General features: G+C 39.7%; 10 protein-coding genes and 2 pseudogenes. 4 read left to right on the top strand and 8 right to left on the bottom strand.

Annotated elements, in window-relative coordinates:
• Positions 1–679: 679 nt before the first annotated feature.
• From HW45_RS03285 to HW45_RS03275, 3 genes are all read left to right on the top strand, one after another.
• Positions 680–1,285, top strand: coding sequence for a hypothetical protein (locus tag HW45_RS03285; RefSeq protein WP_051867712.1), 606 nt, complete (start codon positions 680–682; stop codon positions 1,283–1,285).
• 82 nt (positions 1,286–1,367) lie between these two features.
• Complete coding sequence (locus tag HW45_RS03280; RefSeq protein WP_038224733.1) at positions 1,368–2,609, top strand: HlyD family secretion protein; 1,242 nt, start codon at positions 1,368–1,370, stop codon at positions 2,607–2,609.
• A gap of 2 nt (positions 2,610–2,611) precedes the next feature.
• Positions 2,612–4,714 (top strand): peptidase domain-containing ABC transporter, encoded by a 2,103-nt coding sequence (locus tag HW45_RS03275; protein WP_038224731.1) that lies wholly within the window; start codon positions 2,612–2,614, stop codon positions 4,712–4,714.
• A gap of 225 nt (positions 4,715–4,939) precedes the next feature.
• Here the strand turns inward: HW45_RS03275 and HW45_RS03270 are convergent.
• From HW45_RS03270 to HW45_RS03250, 5 genes and pseudogenes are all read right to left on the bottom strand, one after another.
• Positions 4,940–5,320: pseudogene (locus HW45_RS03270) on the bottom strand (IS110 family transposase); the annotation flags it as partial.
• A 334-nt stretch (positions 5,321–5,654) separates the two neighbouring features.
• On the bottom strand, positions 5,655–6,578 hold the full coding sequence (locus HW45_RS03265; RefSeq protein WP_038224729.1) for an ornithine cyclodeaminase family protein: 924 nt from the start codon (positions 6,576–6,578) through the stop codon (positions 5,655–5,657).
• A gap of 44 nt (positions 6,579–6,622) precedes the next feature.
• The gene (locus tag HW45_RS03260; RefSeq protein WP_038224727.1) at positions 6,623–7,612 is read right to left on the bottom strand and encodes a threonine/serine dehydratase; all 990 of its coding nucleotides are present in this window, start codon (positions 7,610–7,612) and stop codon (positions 6,623–6,625) included.
• Positions 7,613–7,942: 330 nt separating this feature from the next.
• Positions 7,943–8,863 (bottom strand): LysR family transcriptional regulator, encoded by a 921-nt coding sequence (locus HW45_RS03255; protein ID WP_152559608.1) that lies wholly within the window; start codon positions 8,861–8,863, stop codon positions 7,943–7,945.
• A 346-nt stretch (positions 8,864–9,209) separates the two neighbouring features.
• The gene (locus tag HW45_RS03250) at positions 9,210–9,701 is read right to left on the bottom strand and encodes a DUF4365 domain-containing protein (RefSeq protein ID WP_160171189.1); all 492 of its coding nucleotides are present in this window, start codon (positions 9,699–9,701) and stop codon (positions 9,210–9,212) included.
• Between HW45_RS03250 and HW45_RS29850 the strand changes: the two are divergent.
• Positions 9,640–10,279 (top strand): annotated as a pseudogene (locus HW45_RS29850) (IS110 family transposase); the annotation flags it as partial. The gene HW45_RS03250 and the pseudogene HW45_RS29850 overlap by 62 nt on opposite strands.
• Positions 10,280–10,326: 47 nt before the next feature.
• Here HW45_RS29850 and HW45_RS03245 read toward each other — a convergent pair.
• The 3 genes from HW45_RS03245 to HW45_RS03235 all read right to left on the bottom strand — a co-directional run.
• Positions 10,327–10,767: a hypothetical protein gene (locus HW45_RS03245; RefSeq protein WP_038224723.1), complete on the bottom strand. Its 441-nt coding sequence runs from the start codon at positions 10,765–10,767 to the stop codon at positions 10,327–10,329.
• 274 nt (positions 10,768–11,041) lie between these two features.
• The gene (mrdA, locus tag HW45_RS03240) at positions 11,042–12,877 is read right to left on the bottom strand and encodes a penicillin-binding protein 2 (protein WP_051867708.1); all 1,836 of its coding nucleotides are present in this window, start codon (positions 12,875–12,877) and stop codon (positions 11,042–11,044) included.
• A gap of 159 nt (positions 12,878–13,036) precedes the next feature.
• A partial coding sequence (locus tag HW45_RS03235; protein WP_051867706.1) for an isochorismatase family cysteine hydrolase occupies positions 13,037–13,448 on the bottom strand: 412 nt, incomplete at its 5' end.

Raw genomic sequence — 13,448 nt, 5'->3', positions numbered from 1 at the left:
GGTCTATGTTATGAAGTTTTTAAAATACCAAAAAACATATCTCCCACTTCAGTGTCATATATATTTAGAATAGATCGTACATTCTTGGGATTTAATAACCAAACTCACTACACACCAGAGCAGCTGAGGTCATCATGGCTATAAAGAAAATAACTGTTTTATTAGTAATTCTACTCTGTGCATATGTAATATTTTTATATGGAACAAGATTTTATTCCATTGACAGTTCCAATGATGTTGAAAATAACATTATTGGTGAATGGAACTGCACCTACTACAGAGGAATTAGTGATATCAACCTCAATGTAAATTTCAATTTTAAAGAAAATAGCAAATATAATGCAAATTTCAAAATGCATATTCTTCATAAAAATGCAAGCAATGAATTATATTCATTTAATGAAGAAGGTATCTACTCGTTAAATGATAATAATCTTACGATCAGGTCTAAAAATTGTAAATTGGGTAACATTAGCAAGAACAAGAACAGTCGTATATATGACACTATCACCTCGCTCTGTACTCCGGAAACGAAAAATGAATTTCGAGTATTAGAATCCGATAAATCCAAAATGGTCATGACACAAGGATTAACAGAAAAATATCAATGTAATAAGAGTGACTAATTACGTTATTTACACCTACATAACGTAGCATATACCAAAGAGGAAATACAATCATGAAAAAAGTTCAATGTAACAAAATTACCCTACTGGACCATAATGACACTCATAAAGTTGTCGGTGGAAAGATGAACTGGCACGATGCGCTTAACACTGTTGCTAGCAGTATAGGCGGCGGGCTTGCTGGTGACTCAGGTTCAACCGGATGTGCTTCTGGAGCTCAGTCTGCAAAAGATCACTCTCAAAGCACTCATGTCAGCCATTCGGGAGGATGTTCATCTGGTGCGAGTCACAGCGGTGGAGGTCATAGTGGGGGAAGTAGTCGAGTAATATGTACTCACTTCTATCGCAAAGGCATGATTGATTCCGCAGTGTGGCGCGCTGATCTTCAATATACTCAAGATCATTTGTCCGAAACAACGGTTCGCGGATACCATTACTGGGCAATTCCTTACGTTGAATTAATGCGAAAAAGCCCATTGGCGGAAAAAATCATGTACCCAATCGCTAAATACAGAGCTATCGAATTAGCTTATCAAATGAACGTCGTTGAAAAAGGTTCTCTACGTGGCAAATTGGTGCGCTTGTTCATTGAACCAACTTGTTTCCTTATTGGCTGCATCTGCAAGCAAAAGGATTGGCAGGCACTATGGAATAAATAATTGAGATATACCACCTACAAACTGAGTACATAAAGGAAAGTATCTCACCCAAGATGCTTCCCTTTCTTAAAAAGAGTTTTTCATGATCTTTCGCAAAGAAGTAATCGACGCTCATAGACACCGGTTAACTGGAAAAATCATCATCAGTCAAGACATATCCCGTTGTTTTTTATCATCAATACTCTTTGTCATTTTTCTTATTGTCGTCATTTACTTATCTCAATGTGGTTACTCTAGAAAAGAGACCGTAAAAGGGTATCTCTCTCCATCAAAGGGAGTAGTTAAAGTGGTATCAGGCAGAAAGGGAGTCCTTATTAAACTCCTTGTTAAGGATGGTTCTTATATAGAAAAAGGACAACCTATTGCCAAAATACAAGATAGCCAAGGCATCACGAAAGGCGTTGAAGTCTCTTTGGCATTCAAACGTGAGCTAAAAAAGCAGCTCAAAGCACTAGATCAGGAGCTGATTACTCAGAATTCCATTTTCAAAAAAGAAAAAAAACGAACGACAGCCGAGCTTAGCCAATTGGAAGAGAGTTACAAAGCCATTCAAAAAGTCAAAACAACGAGTCTCTTGAGATTACAATTAAAAAAGCAGCAATATGACAAAAATCAGACTCTACAACAAAAAGGCTACCTATCGACAACTCAACTTGCCGTCGTTGAAGGTGAATATTTGGAAGTACTCGAGTCCGTTGAAAGATTAGATAAAGAACTCACTTCCGTTAGAGTTCAGATCAATGCCATAAAATCAACAATAGATGCATTGCCTGATCAGCAAACACTGAAAGTTACCACACTCCACAGACAAATTTCACAAATTCAAACTCAACTGATCGCAAGAGATAATGAGTATGAATCCATCATAACTGCGCCTGAGTCCGGAACCGTTACCGCAATCCAACCTTTTGAAGGAGCACACCTGAATGCTGAAACTCTCATTCTCAGTATCATCCCTAACGACTCTCCATTACAAATAGAATTATTGTTGCCTAGTCGCTCCGCCGGGTTTACCCAAGTTGGAGATGAAGTAAAGATCCGATTTGACGCATTTCCATACCAAAAGTTCGGACTCGTGAAAGGTAACGTTATTAATATTGATCAAGCGTTAGTGCTCCCAAGTGATGCCATCTTCCCGATAAAGATCACTGAACCAATGTATCGAGTTAAAGCATCCTTAACGACACAATCCATAATGGCCTACGGGAAGTCCTTTCCGTTGAAAACGGGGATGATTGCAGAAGCCGATATAATCCAAGAAAAACGTAGCCTAATAGAGTGGCTACTTGACCCTATTTACGCAATAAAAGGAAAACTAGGATAAGTATGTTAAGGAAATTCATCAATGAGAGTGCTCCCCCTCAATCCTTGCTGTCATTCTCTATAGGTCGAACAGTTCCGCTACTCACTCAATCAGAAATGTCAGAATGCGGATTAGCTTGTTTGAGTATGATTTCCTCCTACTACGGTTACAAAATTGATATTGCCTCCTTAAGGACACGCATATCGCTTAGCGGGCAAGGGATGAGCCTAAACGATATTATGGAATTAGGTAATCATCTTGACCTTGCTTCTAGAGCCGTAAAATGTGAATTGAGTGAGTTGGGCTACCTGACCCTACCTTGTATTCTTCACTGGGACTTGGACCACTTTGTTGTGTTAACAAAAGTGAACAAACATTATGTCTTCATTAATGACCCTGCTATTGGAAAACGGAAGATCAGGCTAAGTGAAGCGAGTCAGAGTTTCACAGGAGTTGCTCTAGAACTCACTCCAAGCTCTGCATTTAAAAAACAAAATTCACAGGTTAAGATGAAACTTTCTCAGTTATGGGAAAGGATCGAAGGGTTAAAACGGTCGTTAACCTCACTCTTATTACTGTCTATTATTATCCAGTTTACTGCATTGATATCGCCCTATTATATGCAATGGGTTGTAGACTCTGTGTTACTAAATGGTGATAAACCTTTGCTTTTAGTATTGACAATAGGCTTTTCGCTATTGCTACTCATACAAGTAGCCGTGAATGCCTTACGTAGTTGGTTGATTTTGAAACTCAATAACACGGTGAGTCTTCAAATGGGAGCAAACCTCTTTCATCATTTATTACGTCTTCCCATCCGTTTTTTTGAAAATCGGCATATTGGTGATATTGTGTCTCGCTTTGGCTCTATGACCACCATCAGAGAAATGCTCACAACGGGGGTGGTTGAATCCTTCATCGATGGCATCATGGCAACCGTTGTTCTGATCATGATGTTTTTGTATAACATCAAACTCACACTATTGGTTTTATCGTTTGTCTCTACCTCCTATCTTGTCCGATTAATCTTCTACTTCCCTAATCGAAACCTAACAGGGGAAGTGATACGAACATCCGCTCAAGAAAACTCCACTTTCCTTGAAACTATTCGGGCCATACAGACTATTAAGCTGTTCAGTAACGAAACGGAACGTCAAAACATGTGGCTTAACCGATTCGCTGACGTGATAAATGCCGAAATTAAACAGGGAAGACTTCAAATAGCCGAGAATACCTTGAATAAGCTTTTATTTGGCTTAGAAAGTATATTTGTCACTTATTTAGGAGCAACGGCCGTCATGAACAACCAGTTAACCGTCGGGATGCTTTTAGCGTTTATCGCTTACAAAATGCAATTCACGTCAAGCATCAGTAGTTTCATAGATAAAATATTCTCATATAAACTGCTTGATCTTCACTTTGAGCGTTTGTCAGATATCGTTCTAGCAGATAGAGAAAATGTAAGCTCTCGAACTATGATCCCTGAATCACTCTTGGGACATATACGATTTGAGAGCGTGAGCTTCCGTTACGCCGAAAATCTCAATTGGGTATTAAAAGATATCTCTTTTGAAGTGATGCCCGGTGAATGTATTGCATTAGTTGGCACCTCTGGTACAGGTAAAACGACATTGATGAAACTACTACTGAGGGTACTTGAACCGAATGAAGGCAATATTTATCTTGACGACATTAATATTAACGAGATGTCGCTAACTGATTATCGCCGTCGCTTCGGAACCGTCATGCAAGATGATGTTTTGCTGTCAGGCACACTGCGTGAAAATATCACCATGTTTGAATCCAATTACGACCAAGAGCGTTTGCATAAAAGCTGTCAACAAGCCCGTATTTTAGATGAAATTCACGCCCTGCCAATGGGCTTTCACTCCTTAGTCGGCGATATGGGTAACTGTTTTTCTGGCGGACAACTACAAAGGATATTCCTTGCAAGAGCCTTGTACAAACAGCCCCAAATTCTTTGTTTAGATGAAGCAACAAGCCACTTAGATTCTGACAACGAAAATAGAATCAATCACAACATTTGTCGGCTGAAAATGACAAGGATAATTATCGCACATAGACACGAAACCATTGCAATGAGTGACCGAACAATTCAGATCTAATAAAAACCTACTAAATGTATCATCCCTTACAGTAGTCAGACTCACTTATGGTTTTTTTGGACAATGTATGGTGCGCCCCGTTTTACAAGTGAAAATTCCAAAATAACGGAGTTGGTTTGCGCTAGTGTATTCAGAGTCTAATTGAGACCAATTTACTTTAGCCCCAACTCTACGATGAGATCCGCGCCAGATTGTCCTCAAAGATGAGAAAGCACTCTAAGTTGCTGTTCTGATTCTTCGGATTACTACTCCTAACTGCGCTTGCTCAGTTTCAGGTGAGACAAACCTCATCCTAGGTCGAGTTGTAGCTTCAGCAATCGCATCAGCGTCAATGAAGTCATTTTTATGACTCTTGACATAAGGCTTAACATATTGTGGCGGGATCAGTTTAACTTGATGTCCATACTCTTGGCATTTTCTAGCAAGCCAATGCGCCCCACAACAAGCCTCCATTGCTATCAACACTGGTTCATGAACCGAGATAAATTGAAGTAGCTTAGCTCTTGAAAACTTGTGTCGATAAAGCTGTTGACCAGAGAAATCATGACCAACAACATGGAAAGTAGATTTACCTAAATCAATACCGATAGTTTTAATAGTTGACATGATGGCACCCCCTGAAGTTCAGCGACATAGCTGAGTTTAGTTTAAGTATGGGGCGTACCATCTAATTAATGTGTTAGAATTTTAGCTCTTATTTTGGCATTTCGGATAAGAAAAAGCATCTTAATTCAAGTGGCTTTATCCCTTGCGGTTACCACTAGATGAATTACAATCTCGACATGTCATATTTTCAATATGTTGTGCAAGAATAAATAACATATTAATCATGCTTAGTAGCAGTGGGGCAAGCCCAAAAAGATTAAAGTTATTATATTGTTGAAAATTACTTGGATATCTAACAATAAACACTTCTTTTTGGTTAACATTAAACAACACTTCAAGCCATTAAGTTTTGATATACCATTGTAGAAATAACAATATCCTGCACGGCAACACCGGTAAAATCTGCGACAGTTAAGCCTTCAGAGGGTGAGATTTGACTTAACAGTACGGTACCAATCTCAGTCACATTAGCCTTATTGTTTTCGTTAAGATACTGTAATTCACCATGGTTAATACATTGCTCGTAACTGTCAACCATAATTAACTCTGCGTTTTCAAAAATATTGGCGCACAGTTCCCTTTTACCAATAGAGTCACAACCGAAGGCGTTAATATGTGCATTTGGCTTTAACCAACTCGCGTCTATATAGGCTTTTTTACTGGGTGTCACCGTGGTAATGATATCGGCCCGGCGGCAAAGTTGCTCAACGCTGTCAGCCCTTTCGACTTGGATATCCGCTGATCGTAATTTTTCCGTCAGGTTTGCAACCTCATCAATAGTTTTGTCGTAGGCAACAACACGATTTATCCCTGTCGCCTGACAGGTATGTAATGCTTGGTAATAACCTTGCGTCCCACAGCCCACAATCCCCAAGATTTCGGCATCCGGTGCGAATTTTTTTGCCATCAAAGCACCTGCCGCTGAAGTGCGGTAATTGGTCAGCAAACCTTCGTCTTGCAGCAGCGCAACAGGAAATCCGGTCTGAGTGTCGACTACCATCACACATCCCGACGATGAAGGTAATCCCAGCTTATCGTTATTGTAGCTACCTGCAGCAACTTTGATGGTCGCATAATTTGACGCTTTTAGCATGCCATATTTAATATGCAATTCGCCGTGGGGCAAAGGCAAATACCCAACAGGTGGAATAATACATTTGCCTAGGGAATAAGCTATATATCCGCACTCTAACTCAGTCATTAATACAGCCAAGCAAGGTAAATTTTTTTCAATTTCTGTTTTAGTGAAAACTTTCAATACTTAACTCCTTTATATTCATAGAAAAATGAGATTTTTCAAAACTAGATGTCCATCCTGTTCAAGGCAAAATTAAATTTTTCTTCCGAGATATTACTTCCGCAAAGAATAACCACCACATTTTTGTTTTTATATTTCGATGCGTTTTTCAATAAACCAGCCAAGGCAACACCAGCAGCACCTTCGACAATATAGTTATGATATTTAAAGACCAATTTCATCGCATTGGCGATTTCGTTTTCAGTCACTGTTATAGTGGTAGAAATAACATCCTGACATATTGAAAGGGTCATAGCATCATCATCTATCCCCCCGGCTGTACCATCAGACAAAGTCTCTTTTTCCTGAACTTCTACAACTTTGCCTGCCTTCATACATTCGAGCATAGCTGGTGCGTTTTCAGGCCAGCAGCCAACAATTTCCACATCATCCGAACTACTTTTTATCCTTGAACCAATGCCGCTACTCAAACCACCACCTCCGACACTCATATAAATAGCGTCAACCTCGGGCAATTCGGCGAGTATTTCGTCTGCCAGTGTGCCCTGACCAGCCATAATATCGAGATCATTATAAGGACTGATATAAGTAAGACTATTTTCCCTGGCATCAGAGGCCGCTTGCCGCTCAGTATTTTCACATGCACCGGGCACCTTGATCAGAGTGGCACCACAACTAAGGATTTTTTCTTCCTTGGCGGTGCTGATAGAGGTTGGCACATAAATAGTCACAGGAATACCCAGAGCCTTAGCCGCCATTGCCGTAGCTGCGCCATGATTCCCTGAACTGGCGGTAATCACCCCTTTTGCTTTGTCACTTTCGCTCAGGTTTAATATCGCACTTGTGGCGCCGCGAATTTTGAAACTGCCAGTGTTTTGTAAATTCTCACACTTTAAATAGAGATTACATTTGCACAATTCGGAGAGGGCTTTTGAGTACACCAGCGGTGTCTTAACAACCCCGCTATCTGAGTAAAACTGTTTTTTTTGTAATGCCGCTGTCTTTTTGGCAATGATTGATTTATCAATATTCATGCTATTTCTTGCCTTATGAGATTAACGAAGAAAATCGAAATAACTCTTACTAAGCTCAAGTTTATCCATCTCATCACCGGGTTAAATACTAATGTAACAATGTTAGTATTGAGTAATCCATATACAATGATATTTTCATCAATACACTCTGGCTTCAGCAGAGACTATCCAGTAGGAAATGAGAAACGGGACAGTAAGATTGTTAGGCGAAATAACACAAAAGAAAAAACAGGCTGCTTACCTTTCCACTATGATAGACCATAAATGGTATCGCCCTATGGCCGACTTTCGTTGAGCTATAGCTAAGAGATAAGTTCGATATTCTTTTAGCTAAAGCTCATAAGTCTTTTTCATTAACTCAACCAGCAGTTCGACCACAAGGTTCTTGTTGGCCCTTCTGTATGCCAATTGCAAGTTGCAGTGATAGGCCGTTTCTTCAATCAACAGTGGCTTCATTACGCCCGTTCTTACCCAGAATTCCGCATAGTGCTGAGGCAAGTAACCGACATAGTTACCCGATAAAATAAGGGTAGCAATGCATTCGATATCACCGGTGAGGGAGGCTGTTTTTAAATAAGGGGACGGCGGAGGAGTCCAGTCTTGGGTATAGTCTCTTGCGGCATACTTGGTTTCCCGCAACAACTCCAGAGTCAGTTCATCGTCAGGCACAGCGAAGAAGGGATGATTTTTGCCACAATACATCACTTGATATTCATCAAAAATGTCAAAGTGCTCAATGGAGTCCGGCGCTTTATAGATAGGCGTCACGGCAGCATGAATTTGCTCTTCCTGCAACATCTTAAGCAGCTTTCGTGGGTCGCTTTTATGTAACTGTATATTGACTTCTGGTGCTTGCCGGCCAAGTTCGCTGAGCACTTCCGGCAATTTAAAACTCTGGCATGTCGCCAACACATCAACCATCCCTATATGTAACTCTCCCACCATCTGTCCTCTGCAACCCGCCACATCGGCTCTGAAGCTATCTATTGCAGAGAACAGCTTTCTAGCTGAGGCATAGACCTGTTCTCCCTGTTCAGTAAGCTGAAAACCTCCTCGGCCTCGTTGGCACAAGGTCAATTTTAGCCTTGATTCCAGTTGTGACATGTAAGAACTAATTGCAGGCTGATTAAGGTTTAACTCATCTTTAGCGGCTGAAAATCCCCGGTGACGTACTACAGCCATAAAGACTCTTAGTGAACGAATGTCTACGTTATCTAGGTTGGGTAATGGTGGAAATTTATGTTCTTTCACGATGGGCTTTTAATGGTTACACATTACACTTTACATATATTATAACCCTAACATATGTAAAGTGCTATTTATGGTGCGTTGCTGGGCCTACAAATCAACTATGCTTCGAGGTTGTAAATCGCCCGTTCGTTTCATTGACACAGCTAATGCTCATTATGGGAAATGAGGAGTTCTTTTACATAAACTAAAATATGGCAAATCGACATTGACAAGATGTGAATGAGCAAAAGAAATCTTAGCTAGCCATATAGCCAGCACGAAGCTGGACATTTCCGTGTCAGTGAATTTACTAATTTAGATATGTACGGATTACTCCGAGTGAGGCGAATCGTGCTATAGTCGCTTGCTAGGCGAAATCTTCAAGGTTGACCCGTTTTCTCCGACCTAACTTTTGGTGGTGTATATGATCTACATAACTACTAATCTGCTGCCAATTAATTTCGGACAACACATTATCCCTAGGGATATGTACTGTCATTGTTTCCTGACTTTGATTTGGTTCATCTATTTGGCTGAGAAGCTGCCAGTATGCTCGGTTTTCAGCTGCCAAATATTTTACTAACATCACCACCTGTAATTTACTCATTAGCATATTGTAAGTAGATACATTTAGGGTAATTCGTTCTGAGTTACCGGTAGTTGTCGCATTTGAATTCCCCGAGGCTTTCAATTGCACTAACAGCTCTTGCCCAGTCGCACTTGTATCTCGAAAGATATGCACAACCAAATCAATTCCATAGTCATTCTCTGGAGTAGATGAATCCCAGCTTCTTGGTAATGCTGCCGAGGTAATTTGTGAAGCCGTATCAAGACCAAAAACACGCTTTGTCTCTATCAAGAACAAGGAGCAACAAGCAGTTCTTTGCCTACACCGAATTCGACATAGCCTAATAAAAAATCGTACTGCCACAATTAACCAACTCCGAGGGTTACTGTCAGAGTTTGGCGTAATAGTTCCTCAAAGCCGTTACTCACTTCAAAAAAACTGTGCCAAACATACTAGAAGACGCAAACAACGGCATCCCGTTCCTAACGAGGGAGTTACTCAATGATTTAATGGCTAACATCAAGAAACTAAACGAAGAAATCCTTCGCTATAACAGGAAGATCTATCCTAAGCAAAAAGGTAAAGCAAGCTTCAAAGCTACTGGCAGTTCCCTGTGAGGGAGAACATACTGCTACAACTATCATCGCAACAGTTAATGATGGTAAGCAAATTGGCTCAAGCCGTCAGTTCGCTGCATGGGTTGGCCTAGTTGCCAAACAGTACTCAACCGGGGGCAGACAAACCTCGGCCATATAACAAAAAGAGGCGAAAAACACATTCGTACTCTGCTTGTACATGTAGCAAAGGCGGTAGTCGCACAATGCAAAAATAAAAAAGTTACGACGAAATACAACCGTGCTACCTTTTGGTCCGTGTAGATGTTATAACTTCATCTACGCATCTGTCAGTGGACACTTTATGACTTACTAACGTTACATAGCTCTTTGTTGTTTAATATGGTACTTATGTCCATTGTATCGGTATCAATACTATTAAGTTGCCATTCATCGCCGTCATTGTAGAAAATAAAATCAAACATCATTGGACTTTTCTCATATCCTGCAATGTAAGTTAATCGCTTGATGTGCTCACCTATCGAATAAGAACATATACGTTCACTAAATTGGTATTTTCCATGAATGTTAGGGTAGTTCTTTAAAAGCGCCTTTAATGACATTACTTGATTATCATCTGTTTTAATTGATGGGTTTGATGCCAGTAAACCATCTAGAGCACTCTCTGGTTCTGTAGGTAACTTATTGAAAAAAACAGTGGCTAATTCTTCAGGTGTCAAAGCGTAAACTGGTGTGCTACTCAAAAGAGACGCAAAAGCAATATGTAAAGTGTACTTCTTCATAAGGGCCTCTTACCCGAACATATGATATGACTTCTTGTTTACTTAAGCTCAAGTATCGTAAATTTAACATAGTCAAAAAATTACGCGTAGTTAATTGTATTTATCAGCTAGTTCAAACGATATAAGACATCGACTGAGCGACCAAGACCTACAATTGCTATTTGTCACACCTAGTGGTATCGAAAGGCGGAAGACAACTGCCCACTTTCGTTAGAAAGCCCCTTTTTGGGCTACATAGTAAGGTTCGAAAGGTAAGTGTAGCTGCCGTCATATACTAGTTATTACTGTTTTGTTTAAAAGCATAGTCCAGTACTTTACGGATAAAAGGTGCCCCAACTTTAGCGCCACCATTGCCATGCTCAATTACTACTGTGATCACATATTCAGGATCATTGTAAGGTGCAAACGCTGTATATAAAGCTTGGTCTAGTAACTTCTTTTTTAGTACTTTTGCATCGTAGATTTGGTCTTTTTCAAGGTTGAACACTTGTGAAGTGCCCGACTTACCGCCACTTATATAATTAGCATTCTTAAATGCTTTTCTACCACTTCCTCGAGGCCCATGATTTACGAGTCGCATAGCGTTTATCGGTATGTCCCATATTTTGTCGGGTACCTCGGCAATCGAAGTACCAAGCATTGGAGTAGTTCGTTGTTGTTTAAGAAAGCTTTCCCCATGCTCCACTACTCCTTTGAGAAGATGAGGAACTACTGTCTTCCCATGATTGACTAGTATAGATGTCGCCTTGGCGAGTTGCAAAGGCGTGCAAGTCCAGTAACCTTGCCCTATGCCGATTGGTACAGTATCGCCCTGATACCAAGGAATGTGATAACGATTCATCTTCCACTTACGAGTTGGCATGTTGGCTTTGCTTTCTTCATAGATATCGATGCCCGTTGATTTTCCAAATCCAAATCGATTCATCCATTGAGATATTCTATCAATTCCAAGGTCAAACGCTGTTTGGTAAAAGAATGAGTTAACTGATTCTTCTATTGCCAACGTTACATTTACTGGCCCATGTCCCCATCGTTTCCAGTCTCGCCAAGATTTCGAGTTAGCTTTACTTCCAGGTATTCGCCATACTCCATGGTTGTTGCGAATAGTGTTTTTCGAAATCACATGTTCCTGTAAACCAGCTACTGCTATAAACGGCTTTACAGTAGACCCTGGTGGATACACACCCAATGTTGCTCTATTCACGAGAGGCCGCTCTGGGTCGTTCAACAAGTCTTTGTATTTTACCGTAGAAATACCCTCCACGAACAAGTTAGGGTCATAACTAGGACTCGATGCCATAGCTACTACGCTATTATCCTTTGGGTTTAAAATTATCGCACTACCAGTTTGATCTCCAAACTGTTCAAAAACGTATTTCTGTAGCTTAATGTCGATATTTAAAACTAGATCTTTTCCTGGTAAAGGTAGTTGATGTTTAACTATTCTGACAACGTGCCCTTGACTATCCACTTCAACTTCTTGATATCCTTCTTGTCCGTGGAGCAAATCTTCATAGTATCGCTCGATACCCAGTTTTCCTATAACCTTACTTGCTCGATAGTTTTTCTCTTTCCCTTGTTTTTTTAACTTTCGTTTATCATCATCATTAATATGCGCCACGTATCCAAGAACATGAGTAAGCACTTGGCCATAAGGGTAAACTCTCTTAAAGCTAGCAGTAATAGATAACCCTGGAAATCTATGTTTCAGAACAGAAAACCTAGCAACATCCTTTTCTTTTAAGTCTTCTAATATACTGACTGATTTAAAGTGAGGCGTATTTTTATAACGTTTTTTGATACGAGATACTTGTGCTTTATCTAAATGAAATATCCCATTAATCTTCTTAATTGTTAAGTCAATATCTACAATTCTGTCCGGAATCATAACTAAACTATAAACTAGTTTGTTTTTGGCAAGTAATATTCCATTACGATCATATATCAACCCTCGAACTGGAGCTATTGGTAAAATCTTTAACCTATTGTTATTTGCTTGTAATTTATAGTTATCAAAGTTGACCACTTGAAGCCAGTAAATGTTTATAACTAGAATTAGAGTAAGAGATAAAACAATAACAAAGGCGGCAAACGCTCTTTTGCGAAACATATCAATTTCGCTAGGACAATTACGAAAGTTCACGGCTATATTTTTATCATGAGAGCATTATCTACACTAACAGAACTATTAGGAACATGGTAAATGGTAACAATTTATAAGAAAACAATCGAAGTACTTCCAAAGTAACCTCATATTAAACTTGCTACATTACTTTCCCACATACTCATTAACATTAATTACATTACCCAAAACGCCACAATTACTAAGAGCATTTTTATGCTCTATTTCACTAGCATCAGCACAACAATCACTCAGTAAAGTTACCTTTAAATTCAAATCATGGGCACTTCTAACACAAGATTCAACAGCCCATCTTGTACTTACGCCAGCTATATACAGATGTGTAATGTCATTATCATGTATATATCTAACCAACTTTTCGTTTGAAAATGGATTAATTGCGTTTTTTTCGAATACTTTTTCTACTTTAGAGTTTTCTAATAGTTCTACATTCTCCGAACCCCAAGTATTTTTAACTAGCGCGTTAACTGACTTAACCCATGAAAAAATCGGCGAGTTGTATGGTAACTCACTATAGTCCTTTGAGAACCTTACGTTT

This window comes from Vibrio sp. ER1A (genome assembly GCF_000733315.1).
In the GTDB taxonomy this organism is placed as follows: Bacteria; Pseudomonadota; Gammaproteobacteria; order Enterobacterales; family Vibrionaceae; genus Vibrio; species Vibrio mediterranei.
Note: the sequence above shows the minus strand (reverse complement) of the source record. Positions and strands in the feature narration are given on the sequence as shown.